Genomic DNA, 20,247 nt, shown 5'->3' with positions numbered 1-20,247 from the left:
GCGCGGCCGAAAGTGAAGTCGCAGGCTCAGGGCGTGGCGATCAGCCGATATCCGGGGTGAAAGGCCAGCCTGACCGAGGTGATCGCCCCCAGGTCGTTCCAGGTCGTGCGTTCCAGGATCAGCAGCGCGGTGCCCGGACGGGTATCCAGCAACCGCGCATCGCGGGCATTGGCGTTTTCGGCCGAAAACGCCATGTCGGCGCGCGACCATGGAAAGTTGCGCACCAGCCATTCGTTGGCATTTATGCGCTGGAAATCGACCGCGTCGCTGCCCGGCGCAGCCTCGGGGTTCAGCCAGCGGTCCTCGATCTGGAACGGGCGGTCATCGCCGAAATGAACGGTGCGCAGATGGATCAGCGGCTGGCCCTGCGGCAGGGCCATGCGCCGGGCGACATCGGCGGGCAGCGGGCTGCGCCGCTGCGCCACCAGCCGGTGGCTGTAGACCATCCCCGCCTGTTCGATCTGTTCGCGCACGATGGGAATGGTCAGCGTGGCCTTGCGCGCGGGGTTGACGGTCACATGGGTGCCCGCGCGCCGCTTGCGGTCCAGCAGGCCTTCCTCGGCCAGGGTCTGCAGGGCCTTGTTCACCGTGGCGCGGGCGACGCCGAACTCGACCGCCAGCTCGGCCTCGTCGGGGATGCGATCGCCCTGACGCCATTCGCGGTCGACGATGCGGCGGCGCACCTCGGCGATGATGGCCTGGGCCTTGCTGGCGGATCTTTCGGTCACATGCGGTCCTGTAGCCGGGCAATGGTGCGCAGATAATCGGCGATGATGCGGTCGCGGTCCATATGGCGGCCGTCGCGGACCACATGGCGGCCGGCTGCCCAGACATCGCGGATCAGCCGGTCATGGCCGGCAAAGATCAGACTGTCCAGCAATTGATCGCCCTCGCGCCCGGCCATGACGGTATTGTCCAGATCGATGGCGACCAGGTCGGCCCACAGCCCGGCGCGGATGGCGCCGGTGTCGCGGCCGGCCGCGGTGGCGCCGCCGTCCAGCCCTGCCTGATACAGCACCCTGCCGGTCGAATGTTCGCGGCTGGCCAGTATGGCGCGGCCACGGTCGCGCAGGCGCTGGCTGTATTCCAGGGCGCGCAGTTCCTCGGTCAGGGTGATCCGGATATTGCTGTCCGAACCAAAGCCCAGCCGCCCGCCGGCCTCGCGCCAGGTGGTGGCGTCGAAGATGCCGTCGCCCAGGCTGGCCTCGGTGATCGGGCACAGGCCCGCGGTGGCGCCGGTGGCGGCAAGGCGGCGGTTTTCGTCCTCGGTCATGTGGGTCAGGTGGATCAGCGTCCAGCGCCTGTCGGGCTGGTGATGATCCAGCAGCCATTCGACCGGCCGGCGGCCATAGGCGGCGCTGATCTCCTCGATCTCGGGGATCTGCTCGGCCAGATGCATATGCAGCGGCCGGTCGGGGCGCAGCGCCGCGCACAGCGCCAGCCCCTCGGGCGAAACGGCGCGCAGCGAATGGGGCGCGACACCGATGCCGGTATCGGCGGGCAGGGCGGCCAAGGCGGCCTCGGATGCCTCGAGCAGGTGCTGGAACTGCTCGGGCGTGGTGCCGAACCGATCCTGGCCCGACACCAGCGCCCGCCGGTCGGTGCCGCCGAACTGGTAATGCACCGGCAGCAGGGTCAGGCCGATGCCGCTGCGGGCGGCCGCGGCGGCGATGCGGCAGGCCATTTCCGCGATATCGGCGTAGGGCCGGCCGCCGGGGGCATGGTGCAGATAGTGAAACTCGACATTGGTGGCATAGCCCGCTTCGAGCATCTCCATCTGCACCAGCGCGGCGATGGTTTCGATGTCATCGGGCTCGAGGTGGTCCAGGAAGCGATACATGATCTGGCGCCAGGTCCAGAAGGTGTCGCGCGGATGCGGCCCGCGCGCCTCGGACAGGCCGGCCATGGCGCGCTGAAAGGCATGGCTGTGCAGATTGACCAGTGCCGGCAGCAGCAGCGGCACCCGGTGCCCCTGTTCGGGCTGGTCGCTGTCCACGCCGGTGATGCGACCCTGGTCCAGCGTTACCCGAACATTCCGCGCCCAGCCCTGCGGCAGCAAGGCCCACTGTGCCCAGATCGTTTCCATCGCGCGCCCTTTCCGGCAAAATAAGTTTAGACATAGCGTTGAAATAAGTTTAGACATAGACGCAATGAAAATCAATCGGGGACCGGCGGGGATGCAGATTCTGACCAATGCCCAGATCGCCACGATCGACGAAAACACAGCCGGTTATGGCCTGATCGACCAGGGTGCCCTGGTGATCGAGGATGACCGAATCAGCTGGGTCGGTCCGGTTGCAGAACTGCCCGAACGTCATGCCGCGGGCCCGCGCCGGGACATGGGCGGGCGGTTGGTGACGCCGGGGCTGATCGATTGCCACACCCATGTCGTCTTTGGCGGCGACCGCGCCCGCGAATTCGAGATGCGGCTGGAGGGCGCCAGCTATGAGGATATCGCCCGCGCCGGCGGCGGCATCCTGTCCACCGTGCGCGCTACCCGCGCCGCCGACGAGGCGCAGCTGCTGCGCATGGCGCTGGCGCGGGTCGATCATCTGATCGCCGAAGGCGCGACCACGATCGAGGTCAAGTCGGGCTATGGCCTGGATCTGGCCAGCGAGTTGAAGATGCTGCGCGTCGCCCGACTGATCGCGGAACGGCGCGACATTCACGTCGAAACCACCTGGCTTGCGGCCCATGCGCTGCCGCCCGAATACGCCAGCGACCGCCAGGCCTATATCCGCGACGTGGTCATCGCCGGCATGGATGCCGCCCATGCCGAGGATCTGATCGACGCCGTGGACGGCTTTTGCGAAGGCATCGCCTTTTCGCGCGCGGAAATGGCCGCGATCTTCGACCATGCCCGCCAGCTTGGCCTGCCGATCAAGCTGCATGCCGAACAGCTGTCGGACCTGGGCGGGGCGGCGATGGCGGCGGGGCGCGGGGCGCTGTCGGCCGACCATCTGGAATATCTGGGTCAGGACGGTATCGACGCGATGGCCGCCGCCGGCACCATCGCGGTGCTGCTGCCCGGCGCCTTCTATGCGCTGCGCGAAACCCGGCTGCCGCCGGTGCAGGCGCTGCGCGATGCGGGCGTGCCGATGGCTCTGGCCACCGATTGCAACCCTGGCACCTCGCCGCTGACATCGCTGCTGCTGACGATGAACATGGGCGCCACCCTGTTCCGGCTGACGCCCGCCGAATGTCTGGCGGGCGTGACCTGGCACGCCGCCCGCGCCCTGGGCCTGGCCGATCGCGGCCGCATCGCCGCGGGCATGCGCGCCGACCTTGCGGTCTGGAACGTCCAGCACCCGGCCGAGCTGAGCTATCGCATCGGCTTCAACCCCCTTCATGCCCGCATCTTCGGAGGCGCCCTTGTCTGAACTGATCCTGACCCCCGGCGAAACCACGCTTGAACAGTTGCAGCGCGTCTGGCGCGAAGGCCTGGCCGTGCGTCTGGCCGACAGCGCCCGGCCGGCCATTGCCGCCTCGGCCGCGCGCGTCAGCGCCGCCGCCAATGGCGAGGTTCCGGTCTATGGCGTCAATACCGGCTTCGGCAAGCTGGCCTCGATCAAGATCCGGGCCGAGGACACCGCGACGCTGCAACGCAACCTGATCCTGTCGCATTGCTGCGGCGTGGGCGAGGCGGTCGAGCCGCAGACCGTGCGGCTGATGATGGTTCTGAAGCTTTTGTCGCTGGGGCGCGGCGCCTCGGGCATCCGCCCCGAGGTCATCGCCCTGATCGAGGGCATGCTGGCGCAGGGCGTGCTGCCGGTCATCCCGGCGCAGGGCTCGGTCGGCGCCTCGGGCGATCTGGCGCCGCTGGCGCATATGGCCGCCGCCATGCTGGGCGAGGGCCGCGCCACATGGCAGGGCCGCGAGATGTCGGGGGCCGAGGCCTTGGCCGCCGCCGGCCTGCGCCCGGTGGTGCTGGCCGCCAAAGAGGGGCTGGCGCTGATCAACGGCACCCAGGCTTCGACCGCATTCGCGCTGGCGGGGCTGTTCGATGCGTTTGCCGCCGCGCGGGCGGCGCTGGTCACCTCGTCGCTGTCGACCGATGCGATCATGGGCTCGACCGCGCCGTTTCTTGCGGAAATCCACAGCCTGCGCGGGCATCGCGGGCAGATCGTCGCCGCCGCCGCCATTCGCGGGCTGATGCAGGGGTCCGAGATCCGCGAAAGCCATCGCACCGACGACAGCCGGGTGCAGGATCCCTATTGCATCCGCTGCCAGCCGCAGGTGACGGGCGCCTGCATCGACCTGCTGTCCCAGGCCGCCCGCACCCTGGAAATCGAGGCCAATGCCGCCACCGACAACCCGCTGGTCTTGACCGAGGCGGGGGCGATCGTCTCGGGCGGGAACTTCCATGCCGAGCCGGTGGCCTTTGCCGCCGACCAGATCGCGCTGGCCATCGCCGAAATCGGCGCCATTTCCCAGCGCCGCATTGCGCTGATGGTGGACCCCGCGCTCAGCCATGATCTGCCGCCGTTCCTGACCCCCGATCCGGGACTGAACAGCGGCATGATGATCGCCGAGGTGACCTCGGCCGCGCTGATGAGCGAAAACAAGCATCTGGCGACGCCCTGTTCGACCGATTCCACCCCGACCAGCGCCAATCAGGAAGACCACGTCAGCATGGCCGCCCATGGCGCGCGGCGGCTGAAGCGGATGAATGCCAACCTGGCGAATATCCTGGGCATCGAGGCGCTGTGCGCCGCCGCCGGGGTCGAGTTTCGCGCGCCGCTGAAAACCTCGGCGCCGCTGCAGGCGGTGATCGCCACGCTGCGCCGGACGATTCCGGCGCTGGACCAGGACCGCTACATGGCCCCCGACCTGGTCGAGGCCGCGCGGCTGATCCGCGAGGGCGAACTGGTGGCCGCGGTTCCGGCCGATCTGCTGGCCGAGGTGCGGCCGTGACCCCGGTTGAGGTCAGCCGCGGCGATGGCCCGGTCATCCTGGGCCTGCCCCATACCGGCACCTGGCTGCCCGACGACATCCGCGCCCGGCTGAATGATCGCGGCCAGATCCTGGCCGACACCGACTGGCATATCGAGCGGCTTTATGACGGCCTGCTGCCCGGCGCGACCACGGTGCGCGCCACCTTCCACCGCTATGTCATCGATGCCAACCGCGGGCCCGACGATGCCAGCCTGTATCCGGGGCAGAACACCACCGGGCTGGTGCCGCTGACCGATTTCGACGGCCAGCCGATCTGGACCCAGCCGCCGACCGCCGACGATATCGCGGCCCGCAAGGCCCGGTTCCACGCCCCCTATCACGCCGCGCTGGCGGCCGAGATCGCGCGCGTCAAGGCCCGGCACGGGGTGGCGATCCTGTATGATTGCCATTCGATCCGCAGCCACATCCCGTTCCTGTTCGAGGGCACGCTGCCCGATTTCAACATCGGCACCAACAGCGGCCAGTCCTGCGACCCGCGCATCGAGGCGGCGGCGCTGCAACTCTGCGCCGCCACCGGCCGCAGCCATGTGCTGAATGGGCGCTTCAAGGGCGGCTGGACCACGCGCCATTACGGTCAGCCGGCCCAGGGCGTGCATGCGATCCAGATGGAGCTGGCGCAATCCACGCATCTGGCCAGCGAGGCCCCGCCCTTTGCCTATGACCCCGCCCGGGCCGAGCCGCTGCGCGACGCGCTGCGCGCGATCCTGGAACGCCTGGCCGCACTGGCGCCCGAGGTTCGGCCATGAAGCCGCTCGAGGGCATCACCGTTCTGGACCTGTCGCGGGTGCTGGCCGGTCCCTATTGCACGGCTCTGCTGGCCGATCTGGGCGCGCGCATCATCAAGATCGAGCCGCCTGCGGGCGATGACTACCGCCATATCGGCCCGTTCCGCGACGGCGAAAGCGCGCTGTTCACCCTGAACAACCGCGGCAAGCACAGCCTGGTCCTGGATCTGAAGCAGCCCAAGGATCTGGCGCTGGCCCGCGATCTGGCCGCGCGCGTCGATGTGGTGGTCGAAAACTTTCGCCCCGGTGTTGCCGCCAGGCTGGGGCTGGGCGCCGATCAGCTGCGCGCGGCCAATCCGCGGCTGATCTATTGCTCGATCTCGGGCTTTGGGCAGCAGGGGCCGTTTCGCGACCTGCCGGCCTATGACCTGGTCGTGCAGGCGATGTCGGGGCTGATGGCCGGCACCGGCGAGGAAGGCGGCGCGCCGCTGAAAACCGGCGAAAGCATCGCCGACCTGATCGCGGGGCTGTTTGCAAGCTGGTCGATCCTGGCGGCCCTGGTGGGGCGCGACCGCTCGGGGCAGGGGGCGGTGCTGGATGTGGCCATGTATGACGCGCTGTTTTCCATGCTGACCACCAGCCATGCGTTGCACCTGTATGCAGGGCTGCTGCCGCAGCGGGTGGGCAACCGCCATCCGCTGTCCACGCCCTTCGGCTGCTTTGCCACCCGCGACGGCCAGGTGGTGATCGCGGTGCTGTCGGGGCGGCAGTTCGCGGCGCTGGCCACGCTGATCGGCGCCCCCGAGGCGGCCGACGACCCGCGCTTTGCCAGCGACGAAAGCCGCACCACCCATGAACCGGCGCTGAAGGCGCTGATCGAGACCTGGTCGCGGGGGCTCGAGACCGAACAGGCGGTGGCCGCGCTTGCCGGCGCGGGCCTGCCGGCGGCGCCGATCTGGGACATCGCCCAGGCGGCAGGCAGCGAGCACGCCCGCGCACGGCGTCTGGTGCAGGACCTGCCGCATCCGGTGCTGGGTCGGGCGCCCGTCGTCGGCCAGCCGGTGCGCTTTGATGGCGACAAGCCGCTGGCGGCGACATCGGCGCCGCAGCTCGGGGCAGACCGCGCGGCGATCCTGCGCATGTTCGGACTGAAGGAGGCGACCCATGAATGACGATTGGCACATGCTGGCCGAGGAAGAGCGGCTGTTTTGCGACGTGCTGGGCCGCATCTGCGCCGAACAGATCGCGCCGCGCGCCGCCGAAACCGACGAAAGCGGGCGTTTCGTCCACGATCAGCTGGCGATCCTGGGCCAGGCCGGGATGATGGGCGCGAACCTGCCCGAAGCCTATGGCGGTTCGGGCATCTCGGCACCGGCGCTGCTGTCTGCGGTGGCGATCGTGGCGGGGGCCTGCGGCTCGACCGCATCGGCGCTGACGGCGCATTACCTGGCCACCGATTCCATCCTGATCGGCGGGACCGAGGCGCAACGGCAGCATTGGCTGCCGCCCGCGGCCGAGGGCGCGGCGCTGGGCGCCTTTGCCCTGACCGAGCCCACCGCCGGCTCTGATCCCGCCGACATGCAGACCCGCGCCCGCCGCACCGCCGAGGGCTGGCACCTCAAGGGCACGAAATGCTTCATCTCGAACGGCGGGGTGGCGGATTTCATCGTGGTTTATGCGGTGACCGACCCGGCGCTGGGCCATCGCGGCATTTCCGCCTTCATCCTGCCTAGGGGCACGCCGGGGCTGCAGGCGGGATCGGCCGAACGCACCATGGGGCTGCGCGGCGGGCATGTGTTCACGCTCAACATCGACTGCCACCTGCCACCCGAGGCGCTGCTGGGCGAGGAAGGCCGCGGCTTTCGCACCGCCATGCAGGTGCTGGACAACGGCCGCATCGAGGTCGCGGCGCAATGCCTGGGCATGGCGCAGGCGGCAATGACCGCGGCCATCGACTATGCCCGCCAGCGCGTGATCGGCGGCATGCCGCTGACCGACCGCCAGGGCATCCGCTGGATGATCGCCGACATGGGCGTGGCCTATCGCGCGGCCCTGCTGCTGGCACAGGACGCGGCGCGCCAGCGCCAGGCGGCCCACGACGGCGGCGGCGGGCGCTTTTCGCTGGCCGCCAGCATGGCCAAGCTGGCCGCATCCGAGGCCGCCGGACGCATCGCCGACACCGCGCTGCAACTGCACGGCGGCTATGGCTATACCCGCGACTTTCCCGTCGAGCGCATCTGCCGCGACCTGCGGATCATGCGCATCTACGAAGGTTCATCGGAAATCCAACGCACCATCATTTCCGGCAACATGCTGGCCTGAACGGAGACAGACATGGAAAATCCCCGTCACAATATCCGCGACATCTATCCCCCCACCGGCCCCGAGATCACCGCCAAGAGCTGGCTGACCGAGGCGCCGATGCGGATGCTGATGAACAACCTGCATCCCGACGTCGCCGAAAACCCGCATGAGCTGGTGGTCTATGGCGGCATCGGCCGGGCCGCCCGCACCTGGAAGGATTTCGACCTGATCGTGGACAGCCTGAAGCGGCTCGAGGACGACGAAACCCTGCTGGTGCAATCCGGCAAGCCCGTCGGCGTGTTCAAGACCCACAAGGACGCGCCGCGGGTGCTGATCGCCAATTCCAACCTGGTGCCGCATTGGGCAACCTGGGATCATTTCAACGAGCTGGATCGCAAGGGCCTGGCCATGTATGGTCAGATGACCGCCGGATCCTGGATCTATATCGGCTCGCAGGGGATCGTGCAGGGCACCTACGAAACCTTTGTCGAGGCCGGGCGCCAGCATTACGGCGGCAACCTGAAGGGCAAGTGGATCCTGACCGGCGGTCTGGGCGGCATGGGCGGCGCCCAGCCGCTGGCCGCGGTGATGGCCGGCGCCTGCTGCCTGGCGGTCGAATGCAACGAGGCCAGCGCCGATTTCCGCCTGCGCACCCGCTATGTCGACGAAAAGACCCACGACCTTGACGAGGCGCTGGCGATGATCGACCGCTGGACCAAGGCGGGCGAGGCGAAATCGGTGGCGCTGATCGGCAATGCGGCCGAGGTGTTTCCCGAACTTGTGCGCCGAGGCGTGCGCCCCGACATCGTCACCGACCAGACCAGCGCCCATGACCCGGTGCATGGCTATCTGCCGGTCGGCTGGACCGTGGCCGAATGGCGCGCGAAACAGGAAAGCGACCCCAAGGCGGTGGAAAAGGCGGCCCGCGCCTCGATGCGGCTGCAGGTCGAGGCGATGGTGGCCTTTGCCGATGCCGGCATCCCCACCGTCGATTACGGCAACAACATCCGCCAGATGGCGCTGGAGGAAGGCTTTACCCGCGCCTTTGCCTTTCCGGGCTTCGTGCCCGCCTATATCCGGCCGCTGTTCTGCCGCGGCATCGGGCCGTTCCGCTGGGCGGCGCTGTCGGGCGACCCCGAGGACATCTACAAGACCGACCAGAAGGTCAAGGAACTGGTCAATGACCCGCATCTGCACAACTGGCTGGACATGGCACGCGAGCGCATCAGCTTCCAGGGCCTGCCGGCGCGCATCTGCTGGGTGGGGCTGGGGCTGCGGCACAAGCTGGGGCTGGCCTTCAACGAAATGGTGCGCACGGGCGAGCTGAAGGCGCCCATCGTCATCGGCCGCGACCATCTCGACAGCGGCAGCGTCGCCTCGCCCAACCGCGAGACCGAGGCGATGCAGGACGGCTCTGACGCGGTCAGCGACTGGCCGCTGCTGAACGCGCTGCTGAACACCGCCTCGGGGGCGACCTGGGTGTCGCTGCACCATGGCGGCGGCGTCGGCATGGGCTTTTCGCAGCATTCGGGGATGGTCATTTGCTGCGACGGCAGCGAAGATGCCGACCGTCGCATTGCCCGGGTGCTGTGGAACGATCCTGCCACCGGCGTCATGCGGCACGCCGATGCGGGCTATGCGATCGCGCTGGACTGCGCGCGCGAGCATGGCTTGAATCTGCCCGCGATCCTTTGATCAAAGGGGCGCGGGGTCGCAACGCACCGGCGCCGCGCCCAGACAAACCCCTCCGTCCAACAAGGAGCAACCGAAGATGAAGTTTTCCCACAGCCTCAAGGCCGCGCTGTTCGGCCTGACCGCCCTGGCGCTGGGCAGCGCCGCCCAGGCCGATCAGCTGGCCGACATCAAGGCGGCGGGCAAGATCGTCACCGCCACCGACATGCATTACGCGCCCTTCGACATGCTGAACAACGGCACCTACGAAGGCATGACCAAGGACCTGTTCGACGAGGTGACCAAGGAACTGGGCGTCACCCCGGTCTATCAGGACATTCCCTGGCCGGCCGAACTGCCCGGCCTTGAGGTGAAGAAGTTCGACATCGTGATCGCGCCGGTGACCATCACCCCCGAGCGGCTCGAGCGCTATACCTTCACCCTGCCGATCGCCGATGCCACCGTGTCGCTGGTCAAGGCCGCGGCCAATGCCGATCTGACCAAGCCCGAGGACATCAAGGGCAAGACCGTCGGCGTGCAGCAGGGCACCGCGCAGTTCAAGCAGTTGCAGGCCTATGGCGAAAAGCTGGGCGGCATCACCATCAAGGAATACGGCACCACCGATGAAGCCTATGCCGACCTGGCCGCCGGCCGGCTGGACGCGGTGGCCGGATCGCTGCCGAACCTGACCTATCTGGTCAAGAACCGGCCCGAGACCTTTGCCCTGTTCGAGCCCGCCCAGTTCGGCGAGCCGAAATACTTCGCCTGGGTGCTGCGCAAGGAAGCCGACAGCGAAACCCTGGCCAAGGCAATCAACGATGCCCTGCTGAAGATGACCGATGACGGCCGCGTCAAGGCCATCCAGGAAAAGTGGCTGGGCACCTATACCGAACTGCCGCGCGAAGTTCCGACCGAATGATCGCAGGCGGGCGGGGTCGCGGCCCCGCCCGCCCATCCTGACCGGCCAAGTCGAGGCGCGCATGTTCTCTGTCCCCGTCTTTCTGGAAAGTTTCTGGCCCCTGCTGATGGCGGCCCGCTACACGCTGCTGATTTCGGTGCTGGGAATCGCGCTGGGGCTGGTGATCGGCACGCTGATCTGCGCGGCGCGGCTGTCGCCCTATGCGCTCTTGCGCCGCTTTGCCGGGGTCTGGGTCAGTTTCCTGCGCGGGGTGCCGCTCTTGGTGCAACTGCTGGTGTTCTATTATTCGCTGCCGGTGATCGGCATCGACATCCCGCCCATCGCCGCGGCGGTGATTTCGGTGGGTATCTGCGCCAGCGCCTATATTTCCGAAATCTGGCGCGGCGCCATCGCCGCCCTGCCGCGCGGCCAGACCGAGGCGGCGGTGGCCATCGGCATGGGTCCGCGCGACGTCTGGACCCGCATCATCCTGCCGCAGGCCTTCGGCATGTCGCTGCCTGCGCTGGTCAACGAACTGATCCTGCTGGTCAAGGCCAGTTCGCTGGTGTCGGTGGTCGGCATCCTGGAAATCACCCGCGCCAGCCAGGCGCAGGCCGCGACCACCTTCCGCCCGCTCGAGGTCTATATCGCCGCCGCCTGCATCTATCTGGCGATCAACCTGTGCCTGGCGGCGCTGGGACGTTATCTGGAACACAGGACGGCGGTGTGATGGAACTGGGCATCTTTCAGCAATACGGCCCCGCATTGCTGCGCGGCTTTGGCGTCACCATCCTGTGCTGGATCCTGGGCACGATCTTTTCCATGGCGCTGGGTCTGATCATCGCGCTGATGCAGCGCTATGGCCCGCGCTGGCTGCGCTGGCTGATCCAGGCCTATATCGAGATCATCCGCGGCACCCCGTTCCTGGTGCAGCTGTTCGTGCTGTATTACGGCGGGCCGCTGATCGGGCTGCGGCTGGACGCGCTGCCGGCGGGCCTGCTGGGCCTGACCATCTATGGCAGCCCCTATTTCGCGGAAATCTTCCGCTCGGGCTTTCGGGCGGTGCCGCATGGCCAGATCGAGGCCGCGCGCAGCATCGGCATGACCGAACCGACCATCGTGCGGCGCATCCTGCTGCCGCTGGGTCTGGTGTCGGCGCTGCCGGCGCTGGTCAATTTCTCGATCATCCTGACCAAGGAAACGGTGATCCTGTCGATCATCACCGTGCCCGAGCTGATGTATCAGGTCAGCCGCATGTCCACCGAGACCTTCCGCTATCTGGAGGCCAATGTGGTGCTGGCGCTGTTCTTCTGGCTGCTGGTCGAAACCATCAGCCGGGTGGGACGCCGGCTGGAAACCCGTATCACCAAACATCTGATCGAAAGGACCTGAGCGATGCAGGCCTCTGCCGTCGAGATCCGCAAGGTCAACAAGTTCTACGGCCCGTTCCATGCGCTGAAGGATGTGGACCTGTCCATTCCGCCCGGCAAGGTCACCTGCCTGATCGGACCATCGGGATCGGGCAAGTCCACGCTGCTGCGTTGTATCAACTTTCTCGAGGAATACGATTCGGGCGAAATCCGCATCGACGGCAAGCTGATCGGCTATGAGGCTCCGGGGCGGCGGATGTCGGGGCGGGCGCTGCGCGAGATGCGGCGCGGCATCGGCATGGTGTTCCAGCAGTTCAACCTGTGGCCGCACATGACCGCACGCGACAATGTGGCCGAAGGGCTGATCCGGGTGCGCGGCATGGCCCGCCCCGAGGCCCAGCGTCGCGCCGCCGAGGCGCTGGCCAAGGTCGGGCTGGCCGACAAGATGGACAACCATCCCGCGCGGCTGTCGGGCGGCCAGCAGCAGCGCGTGGCCATCGCCCGCGCCATCGCCATGGAACCGCGCCTGATGCTGTTCGACGAACCGACCAGCGCGCTTGACCCCGAACTGGTGGGCGAGGTGCTGAACGTGATGAAGGCGCTGGCCAGCGAAGGCATGACCATGGTCGTGGTCACCCATGAAATGGGCTTTGCCGCCCATGTCGCCGATCAGGTCGCCTTCATGGAAAAGGGCGAACTGGTGGGCGTGGACAGCCCCGCCCGCATCCTGCACCAACCCGACGATCCCCGCATCCAGGGGTTCCTGCGCACATATCACGAACGCAACAGCTTCTGATTCCTGCCGACAGCGCCGCCAAACCGCCGCGTCCCCGGACGCGGCGGCACGGTCTTTGCATCGCCGCGGCATTGCTTCGTGCGCCCGCTCGTTATAGGAAGGGCGGACATAGCCGGAGAAAGCTGCCGATTAGCGCATGATGGACGACTTATCCGACCGATGCGGCCTGCCGCGTCCTGTCCGACTTTGGCATCTTCCCGACCTCCAGCGAGCCCGCCGATGTGGATCGAGATCCTGATTGTTTTCGTGCTGACCCTGGTCAACGGGCTGTTGGCGATGTCGGAGCTGGCGATCGTCTCGGCCCGGCCGGCACGGCTGAAGGTTCAGGCCGAACGCGGCGATCGCGGTGCGCAGACGGCCTTGGCGCTGGCGGAGCAGCCGGGACGGTTTCTCAGCTCGGTCCAGATCGGCATTACCCTTGTGGGCGTGCTCTCGGGTGCGTTTTCGGGGGCCACGCTGGGGGCGCGGCTGGCGGCTGCGCTGCCCGGCTGGGGGGTTCCCGCCTCGCTGGCGCAGCCCCTGGGCATGGGCAGCGTGGTGGTGGCCATCACCTATCTTTCGCTGATCGTCGGCGAACTGGTGCCCAAGCAGCTGGCGCTGAAGAACCCCGAAAAGGTCGCCGCCAGGGTGGCGCCGCTGATGCAGATGATTTCCAGGGCGGCCGCGCCGCTGGTCTGGCTGCTCGACCGGTCAGGCAAGCTGGTTCTGGCCCTGCTGCGCCAGTCCGGCGACGACAAGCAGACCATCAGCGACGAGGAAATCCGCCTGGTCATTTCCGAGGCCGAGACCGCCGGCGTCATTCACCGCGCCGAAACCGAAATGATTGCCGGCGTCATGCGTATCGCCGACCGATCAGCCCGCGGGCTGATGACCCCCCGGCGCGAGATCGAGGCCATCGACATCTCTGACGACTGGGATACCGTTTCGGCACGATTTGCGGCTGCGCGCCGCACGCGTCTGCCGGTCAAGGACGGCGATCCCAACAATCTGATCGGCGTGGTGGCCAGCGTCGATCTGCTGCCGCAGCGGCTGTCAGGGCGATTGGACCTGCGCGAGGTGATGCAGCCCGCGCCCATCATCCCCGAGACCATGGACGCGCCCGAGGTGATCGCCCGGCTGCGCGCCGCGCCCGGCCAGATGCTGCTGGTCTATGACGAATACGGCCATTTCGAGGGCGTGGTGACGCCGATGGACGTGCTGGAAGCGATCACCGGGGAATTTGCCGGGGTGGACGATGACGAACCCAAGGTCGTCGTGCGCGAGGACGGCAGCATGCTGGTTGCGGGCTGGATGCCTGTGGACGAATTTGCCGACCGCTTCGGGGTGACCCTGCCACCGGACCCGGATTATTCGACGGTGGCGGGGCTGATCCTGGACATCACCGGCTCGCTGCCGCAGGCGGGGGATGTGGTCGTCTGGCAGGACTGGCGCATCGAGGTGGTGGATATGGACGGCCGGCGCATCGACAAGCTGCTGATTTCACGCGAGGCGCGGGAGTGACGCGGCTGGCCGCCGTCGGGCTTGTCAATTCATGTGGCCCACCTAACTGTCAGGCATGAAGTTCACCCTGCGCCAGATCGCATATTTTCTTGCCGTGGCCAGACAGGGAAGTTTCGGTCGCGCGGCCGAAACCGTTCACGTGTCGCAGCCCGGCCTGTCCAGTCAGATCGCCCAGCTCGAGGCGCATCTGGGCGGGGCGCTGTTTCATCGCAGCGCCGGGGCCGGCACGGTGCGGCTGACCGCGCTGGGCGAGCGGCTGCTGCCGGTGGCGGAAGAGGTGATGGACAGCGCGCGGCGGTTGCAGGCCCTGGCCCGGGTCGAGCGCAAGCCGCTGACCGGACGGTTGCGGCTGGCGATGATCCCGACGGTCGCGCCCTATCTGCTGTCGCATCTGGTGACGGCCCTGCGCCGCGACTATCCGCTGGCGATGCTGGAGCTTCATGAGGGCGTGACAGCCGAGATCCTCTCGGGTCTGGCCAGCGACCGCTTCGACGCCGGCATTGTCGCCTTGCCGGCCACGCATGATGCGCTTCAGGCCGAGCCGGTGTTGCGCGACGATTTTCTGGTGGCCCTGTCCGATCAGGATCCGGCAGGCCCTGCCGATCCGGTGCATCCGGATGGCATTCAGCCGGAACGGCTGTTGCTGCTGGCCGAAGGCCATTGCCTGCGGGATCAGGCGCTGGCGGTCTGCGGCCTCAACAGCCCGCGCCGCAAGCTGAACCTCGAGGCAGCCTCGATGCCGACCCTGCTGCGCATGGTTGCCAGCGGAATGGGAATGACGCTGATCCCGCGCCTTGCCGTGGCCGAGGAAACCCGCGACGGCCGGCTGCGGGTTCTGCCCTTTGCCAGCCCTGCGCCCTCGCGCGATCTTGCGGTGGTCTGGCGGCGCAAGGGCGACGCCGGCGCCGATGCCCGTGCGCTGGCGGCGGTGGTGCGGGGCCTGGCCCCGGTGCTGGGTGTTTCCCCCTTGCCCGGGCAGGCTAGTTGATCCGCACGGGCAGGATCAGGGTTGCGCTTTGCCCCGAGGGGGGCGGGGGCAGGCGCGGCAGCCGGGCCGCCTGTCGGTTCAGCGCCGCGTCATTGCCGGGGTCTCCGGTGCTGCCCATCAGCTGTGCGCCTGACACCTGACCGTTGGGCAGCAGGGTGAAGCGAATGGTGATGGTGGCGCTGTCGCGCATCGACAGCCGGGTGCGCCGCATATGCCGCGCCACCGCCGCATTGACCCGCGCCTGCCAGCTTGCCATCTGCCGCGCGCTGGGGGCGGGTGCGCCAGCGGGTGGCGCGGCGCCTTGTGGGGCTGTGGGGGCGCGCAAGGCTGTAGTCTGGCGCCGGGCAGGCTGGTCCGACGCTGGCGTGGACGGGGGTTCGGCCGCGGCTTTTGTCTGACGTTGCGGCTCTCTGTCCTGCGTGATCCGGGTCTTGCGCTGGGACTCGGTCTGGGTCTGGGTCTGGGCCACGGGACGAGGGCGCGGGCGGGCCGATTGCGGCAGGGCCACCGCCTGCGGCGGCGCAAACAGGCTGTTCATCTGTTCGATCGGTGGCAGCTCGGGCAGTTCGGGCAGTTCAGGCAGCGCTGGATCCTGCTGCATGTTCCCCTGTTCCGAGGGGGCCGGCTCGGGCTCGGGTTCGGGCGCCGGCTCTGGATCAGGCTGGGACTCGGCCCGGGGGGCCGGCGGCGGCATCGCATCGGAATCCTGATTGTCCGGCGCGGCGGGCGGGGCCACCGGCAGCGGCGCCAGGTCGATCATGATGGCCTGTGGCAGCCCGCTGGGGGGCGGGACTGCATCGCTGTCGAAGAGCCAGCCGACAACCCCAAGGTGCAGTGCCAGCACCACGGCCGCCGTGCCGCCCCACAACCCTACCTGGCGCAGCATGCCGTCACCGGCTATGGGTCGTGATGCAGGGGGGATCATGGTGCGACGGTGGCGGGCGCGGAGGTGGTCTCCAGCCCGACCAGTGCAATCTTCAGATAACCCTGCTCGCGCAGGCGATTCATGACCTCCATCAGGTCGCCATAGCTGACCGTCCGGTCGGCGCGCAGAAAGATGCGCTGTTCGCGGTCGTCACCGGTTGCCGTGGCCAGGGCAGCTGCCAGATCCGGCAGAGCCACCGGGCTGTCGCCCAGGGCAAGGCTGAGGTCTGACTTGACGCTCAGAAAGACGGGCCGATCCGGGCGCTGTGCCGGCGTTGCGTTCGAGACCGGCAGATCGACATTGACATCCACCGTGGCCAGCGGCGCCGCGACCATGAAGATGATGAGCAGCACCAGCATCACGTCGATGAATGGTGTGACGTTGATTTCGTGGTTTTCCACCAGATCGTCTGGATCATGCAGCCCGCCCGCCATGGCTCAACCTTCGGTCTGGGCGCTGCCGGACCGGCTGTCGAGCGCAAGGCTGACCAATCGTCTGGTGGCCGCAGCGGCGTTGGCCAGATGCAGCCGATAACCGGCGATCACGCGCACCAGCAGATTGTAGACCACCACCGCAGGAATCGCCGCCACCAGCCCCAGCGCGGTGGCCAGAAGCGCCTCGGCGATGCCGGGGGCGACAACCGCCAGGTTGGTGGTCTGAGCCTGGGAAATGCCGATAAAGCTGTTCATGATGCCCCAGACCGTGCCGAACAACCCCACGAAAGGCGCGGTCGAGCCGATGGTGGCCAGAACCCCGGTGCCTCGGGTCATGCGGCGGGCTTCGACCGCCTGGATCTGATCCAGATGCGAGGCGACACGTTCCTTGACGCCATCGGCCAGGGGGCGGGGGCCTGCGCGATCGTATTCTGCGGCGGCCATGCGCATCATGCGGGCGGCAGGGTCGCGGCGCAGCGCGCAGGCGGCCAGCGCGCCGGGCAGGTCGGCGGCCCGTTCCAACCGCAGGATGCCGCCGGTCAGCCGCCGCCCGGCGGTCCACAGCTCGATCAGCTTTGCCACAAACACCGTCCATGTGACCACAGAGGCGAAGGCCAGTCCGATCATCACGGCCTTGACCACCGGATCGGCCGCCAGAAACATGCCGCGCGGTGACAGGTCGTGCGGCAGGGTTGCGTCGCGTTCGACCGCGCCGCTTTCCGGCGTGGCCAGGGCTGCGGGCGCGGTGGCCGATGGCGCAATGCCCTGGGGTTCGGCGGGCCCTGCCGGTGACGCCTGCTGCGCCACGGGCTCGCCCACGGCCTGTTGTGCGCCGGCCGGTATCGCCAGGACGGGGGCTGCGACCATCAGTATGGCGAGACCAAGCGTGCGGAGGAACGGGGAAGGCGTCATGCGTGTCTGTCCTTGCGGCCTTGGGCTGCGGTGCTGTTGCGACAGGGCGCGAACCGCACCACGCCGGTTGGCGGGTGGTAAACAACAACAAGGTAAAACTGTCAACTATTCTCGCGTCCCGAGGGTTTCATGCCCGCGCGCAGGCAGAACCCTGTCGCAGAGCCGCGACAGGGCAAGACACCGCAAGTCGGTTGCCGTGACCGGAAACCGTCCCGTTCGTGCAAGCGTGCTGTCGGGCGACGCCTATTCGGGTTTGATCTTGACGGCAGTGCCCTGGGCAAAACTGTCCAGACGTCCCTTGGCCGCGTCCTGGGTGTTGACGATGCCGGCCAGCGTTGCCTCGGCATAGGCAGCATCCAGGCCGGACATGTTCTGCATGTGCGAGATACCGGAACAGATGGCAAAGTTCGACAGCGGCGTGTTCTGGGCCGCGCGCCGCGCCAGGTCATAGGCCAGCGCCTCGCTGTCGGCGGTGCGATATTGTGCCAGACCCACGGCCACCGCCTCGTCCCCCGAGTACAGCCGTCCGGTCAGCATCATGTCCACCATGCGCGCCTGACCGATCAGACGCGGCACACGAATGGTTGCGCCGCCGCCGGTAAACAGGCCGCGCTGCCCCTCGGGCAGGCCGAAATAGGTGGTTTCGTCCATCACCCGGATATGCACAGAGGAGGCCAGCTCCAGCCCGCCGCCCACCACCGCGCCCTTCAGCGCGGCGATGACCGGGATGCCGCCATATTCAATCTTGTTGAACGCCTCGTGCCAGCGCAGGCAGATGCGCATGAATTCGGCCGGGCTGCGGCCTTCGCGCCCGTGTTCGACCAGATCCAGACCGGCGCAGAAATGCGGGCCCTCGGCCCGCAGCACCACCGCCCGCGCGCCCGATGTCGGCATCGCCGAAAACACCGTCACCAGTTCCTCGATGGTTTCGGCGCTGAGCGCATTGCGCTTGGCGGCGCGGTTCAGCGTTACGGTGGCAACGCCATCGCCGTCCAGGGCGACCAGAAGGTTTGACAGGCGCAATTCGGTCAGATCGGTCATCGCGGGCTCCATACCAGTTGCAGCAGGAATAGGGGCTGGTAGCACCGGCGTCCAGCCCGGGGCCGGGTCGTTCGGTCAGACGCCTGCCTTCATGGCGCAGGCGGGCCCCCGCTCGACGGTGAAGGCGGTTGCACCTTCGGCCTGGGGGTGGCTCGCCAGCAATCTATGCCCCGACTGGGCACAGAAATGCGGCACATCGATCGCCGCCGCCGGATCGGTGGCCAGCAGCACCACCCGGCTGCCCGGCGCCAGCGCCTGCAACCGCTTGCGCAACCGCAGGACCGGCAACGGACACAGCAGGCCGCGCGCGTCGATGACAGGATCGGGGGTCATGCCGGGGCCCGCAGGGCCAGGGCCGCGCACCAGTCCGGCAGATCCTCGGCAGTCAACGGCTGCGCCAGATCATGAGCAAATTCATGAAAGGCCGGCATCTGTTCGGCCGGCACATGCAGCAGCACCGGAATCCCCTGGGTCAGGGCCCGGGCAATGGTGTCGCGAAAGCCACCGCCGCTGCTTTCCTGCTTGCCGAACTTGTTCACCACCAGCAGATCGGCGCCCCGCGCCAAGGCAGCCTCGGTGCGGGCGACGGCTTCGGCAAGCGCCTGCGTATCCAGGCGGCAGCCCTGGGAACAGGTGCCCAGCGACTGGGATATCCGCACCGCTGAGCCGGTGTCACCCAGGATCCGCAGCTCCATGTCGCAGTCGCGGTCTGCGCCGCGATCGATATTGTGCTGGACGGCCCCGGCCAGCCGCAAGCCGCGCGCCTCAAGCTCCGCGACGGCTTGCGCAATCAGCAGATCGGCAGCCCCCGGTGCCGCGTCCTGGCAGGTCAGATAGGCCAGCATCATGTCCTCATCCCTTGTCCGAACAGCATAAACCGCCACCAGAGCGGTGCAAGCGGCTAGAGACCCTTGTCACCGGCGGCAAGCGGTCCGTAAAGGATCAGCGCCGGGTGCGGGCTGGGGCCTTCGGCGGCCAGCAGCGCCGCCAGGCCGGCGACGGTGGTGCGCAGCAGCCGTTGATGCGGGTGGCCGACCGCCTCGGCCAGCAATGCGGGGGTGTCGGGCGGCAGGCCATGGGCAATCAGCCCGGCCGCCATCGCCGGAAAGGTGCGCTGGCCCATGAACACCACGGTCGTGGCCTGGGCATCGGCCAGCGCGGCCCAGTTCTGGTCCTGCGGCAAGCCGCCGGTCACATCGGCGCCGGTGACGAATTGCAGCCGTCGTGCCGTCAGTCGTCGTGTCAGCGGCAGCCCGGCGACCGCGGCCGCCGCCATGGCCGAGGGCACGCCGGGCACGATCTCATAGGCGATGCCCGCCTGGCGCAGCGCGGTCAGTTCCTCTTCCAGACGGCCGAAAACCCCGGAATCGCCCGATTTCAGCCGCACCACATGACGTCCGGCGCGGGCGTGTTCGATCAGGGCCGCGTTCACCGCCTCTTGCTTGGCCGAGGGGCGGCCGGCGCGCTTGCCCACCGCGATGCGCAGCGCCTGCGGGTGGGCGCGCTCCAGCACCGGCCCCGAGGCCAGATCGTCATAAAGCACCACGTCGCAGGTCTGCAGCCGCTGCAGCGCGCGCAGCGTCAACAGGTCGGGATCGCCCGGGCCAGAGGAAACGAAACTGACATGGCCGCTGCTGGTCATGCTGTGGCGATGCGGCAATTTCCGCGTGAAGGCAAGGGGCTGCTTGCCGCGCCGACGCGCATTTGCGATAGAGGGCGCGACCGAA

General features: G+C 68.1%; 21 protein-coding genes. 12 read left to right on the top strand and 9 right to left on the bottom strand.

The features are described 5' to 3' along the window. Positions 1-26: 26 nt before the first annotated feature. Both GB880_RS02460 and GB880_RS02455 read right to left on the bottom strand, forming a co-directional pair. Positions 27-728, bottom strand: a complete 702-nt coding sequence (locus GB880_RS02460) for a GntR family transcriptional regulator (protein WP_263467258.1) — start codon at positions 726-728, stop codon at positions 27-29. Beyond that, on the bottom strand, positions 725-2,086 hold the full coding sequence (locus GB880_RS02455; RefSeq protein ID WP_154493138.1) for a formimidoylglutamate deiminase: 1,362 nt from the start codon (positions 2,084-2,086) through the stop codon (positions 725-727). Before GB880_RS02455 ends, GB880_RS02460 begins: the two co-directional genes overlap by 4 nt. Before the next feature lie 91 nt (positions 2,087-2,177). Here GB880_RS02455 and hutI point away from each other — a divergent pair, with 91 nt between their 5' ends. The 12 genes from hutI to GB880_RS02395 all read left to right on the top strand — a co-directional run bounded on the left by hutI (position 2,178) and on the right by GB880_RS02395 (position 15,208). Further along, on the top strand, positions 2,178-3,380 hold the full coding sequence (gene hutI, locus GB880_RS02450; RefSeq protein ID WP_154493140.1) for an imidazolonepropionase: 1,203 nt from the start codon (positions 2,178-2,180) through the stop codon (positions 3,378-3,380). Next, positions 3,373-4,914: a histidine ammonia-lyase gene (gene hutH, locus GB880_RS02445; RefSeq protein WP_263467257.1), complete on the top strand. Its 1,542-nt coding sequence runs from the start codon at positions 3,373-3,375 to the stop codon at positions 4,912-4,914. Before hutI ends, hutH begins: the two co-directional genes overlap by 8 nt. Beyond that, positions 4,911-5,702, top strand: coding sequence for an N-formylglutamate deformylase (hutG, locus tag GB880_RS02440; RefSeq protein ID WP_263467256.1), 792 nt, complete (start codon positions 4,911-4,913; stop codon positions 5,700-5,702). Before hutH ends, hutG begins: the two co-directional genes overlap by 4 nt. Then, entirely contained in the window at positions 5,699-6,853 is a 1,155-nt protein-coding gene (locus GB880_RS02435) for a CaiB/BaiF CoA transferase family protein (protein WP_263467255.1), read from the top strand. The genes hutG and GB880_RS02435 overlap by 4 nt, the downstream gene beginning before the upstream one ends. Then, complete coding sequence (locus GB880_RS02430; protein WP_154493142.1) at positions 6,846-8,003, top strand: acyl-CoA dehydrogenase family protein; 1,158 nt, start codon at positions 6,846-6,848, stop codon at positions 8,001-8,003. Before GB880_RS02435 ends, GB880_RS02430 begins: the two co-directional genes overlap by 8 nt. 12 nt (positions 8,004-8,015) lie before the next feature. Further along, positions 8,016-9,680 (top strand): urocanate hydratase, encoded by a 1,665-nt coding sequence (hutU, locus tag GB880_RS02425; RefSeq protein ID WP_154493144.1) that lies wholly within the window; start codon positions 8,016-8,018, stop codon positions 9,678-9,680. A gap of 76 nt (positions 9,681-9,756) precedes the next feature. Next, positions 9,757-10,575 (top strand): transporter substrate-binding domain-containing protein, encoded by an 819-nt coding sequence (locus GB880_RS02420; protein WP_154493146.1) that lies wholly within the window; start codon positions 9,757-9,759, stop codon positions 10,573-10,575. A 61-nt stretch (positions 10,576-10,636) separates the two neighbouring features. Further along, positions 10,637-11,284: an amino acid ABC transporter permease gene (locus GB880_RS02415; protein ID WP_154493148.1), complete on the top strand. Its 648-nt coding sequence runs from the start codon at positions 10,637-10,639 to the stop codon at positions 11,282-11,284. Beyond that, the gene (locus GB880_RS02410; RefSeq protein WP_154493150.1) at positions 11,284-11,946 is read left to right on the top strand and encodes an amino acid ABC transporter permease; all 663 of its coding nucleotides are present in this window, start codon (positions 11,284-11,286) and stop codon (positions 11,944-11,946) included. The genes GB880_RS02415 and GB880_RS02410 overlap by 1 nt, the downstream gene beginning before the upstream one ends. 3 nt (positions 11,947-11,949) lie before the next feature. After that, a complete protein-coding gene (locus tag GB880_RS02405; RefSeq protein ID WP_154550506.1) occupies positions 11,950-12,720 on the top strand; it encodes an amino acid ABC transporter ATP-binding protein in 771 nt (256 codons plus the stop codon). Positions 12,721-12,939: 219 nt separating this feature from the next. Beyond that, the gene (locus GB880_RS02400; RefSeq protein ID WP_154493154.1) at positions 12,940-14,220 is read left to right on the top strand and encodes a hemolysin family protein; all 1,281 of its coding nucleotides are present in this window, start codon (positions 12,940-12,942) and stop codon (positions 14,218-14,220) included. Positions 14,221-14,275: 55 nt separating this feature from the next. Then, positions 14,276-15,208, top strand: coding sequence for a hydrogen peroxide-inducible genes activator (locus GB880_RS02395; protein WP_154493156.1), 933 nt, complete (start codon positions 14,276-14,278; stop codon positions 15,206-15,208). On the opposite strand, the gene GB880_RS02390 is transcribed toward GB880_RS02395, so the two are convergent. The 7 genes from GB880_RS02390 to cobA form a co-directional block, all read right to left on the bottom strand. Further along, positions 15,201-16,094 carry a TonB family protein gene (locus tag GB880_RS02390; RefSeq protein ID WP_154493158.1) on the bottom strand — a complete coding sequence of 298 codons (894 nt, stop codon included), beginning with the start codon at positions 16,092-16,094 and terminating at the stop codon, positions 15,201-15,203. The genes GB880_RS02395 and GB880_RS02390 overlap by 8 nt on opposite strands. A 35-nt stretch (positions 16,095-16,129) precedes the next feature. Next, positions 16,130-16,567 carry a TonB system transport protein ExbD gene (exbD, locus tag GB880_RS02385; RefSeq protein ID WP_154493160.1) on the bottom strand — a complete coding sequence of 146 codons (438 nt, stop codon included), beginning with the start codon at positions 16,565-16,567 and terminating at the stop codon, positions 16,130-16,132. Positions 16,568-16,570: 3 nt separating this feature from the next. Beyond that, a complete protein-coding gene (exbB, locus tag GB880_RS02380) occupies positions 16,571-17,479 on the bottom strand; it encodes a tonB-system energizer ExbB (protein WP_154550508.1) in 909 nt (302 codons plus the stop codon). A gap of 243 nt (positions 17,480-17,722) precedes the next feature. Continuing rightward, positions 17,723-18,520 (bottom strand): crotonase/enoyl-CoA hydratase family protein, encoded by a 798-nt coding sequence (locus GB880_RS02375; RefSeq protein ID WP_154492531.1) that lies wholly within the window; start codon positions 18,518-18,520, stop codon positions 17,723-17,725. Positions 18,521-18,595: 75 nt separating this feature from the next. Beyond that, positions 18,596-18,853, bottom strand: coding sequence for a sulfurtransferase TusA family protein (locus GB880_RS02370; protein ID WP_154492533.1), 258 nt, complete (start codon positions 18,851-18,853; stop codon positions 18,596-18,598). Further along, the gene (locus GB880_RS02365; protein WP_229774328.1) at positions 18,850-19,368 is read right to left on the bottom strand and encodes a DUF2478 domain-containing protein; all 519 of its coding nucleotides are present in this window, start codon (positions 19,366-19,368) and stop codon (positions 18,850-18,852) included. The genes GB880_RS02370 and GB880_RS02365 overlap by 4 nt, the downstream gene beginning before the upstream one ends. A 53-nt stretch (positions 19,369-19,421) precedes the next feature. Beyond that, positions 19,422-20,162 (bottom strand): uroporphyrinogen-III C-methyltransferase, encoded by a 741-nt coding sequence (gene cobA, locus GB880_RS02360; RefSeq protein ID WP_154492535.1) that lies wholly within the window; start codon positions 20,160-20,162, stop codon positions 19,422-19,424. Between the last annotated feature and the right edge of the window lie 85 nt (positions 20,163-20,247).

This window comes from Paracoccus sp. SMMA_5_TC (assembly GCF_009696685.2).
In the GTDB taxonomy this organism is placed as follows: domain Bacteria; phylum Pseudomonadota; class Alphaproteobacteria; order Rhodobacterales; family Rhodobacteraceae; genus Paracoccus.
Note: the sequence above shows the minus strand (reverse complement) of the source record. Positions and strands in the feature narration are given on the sequence as shown.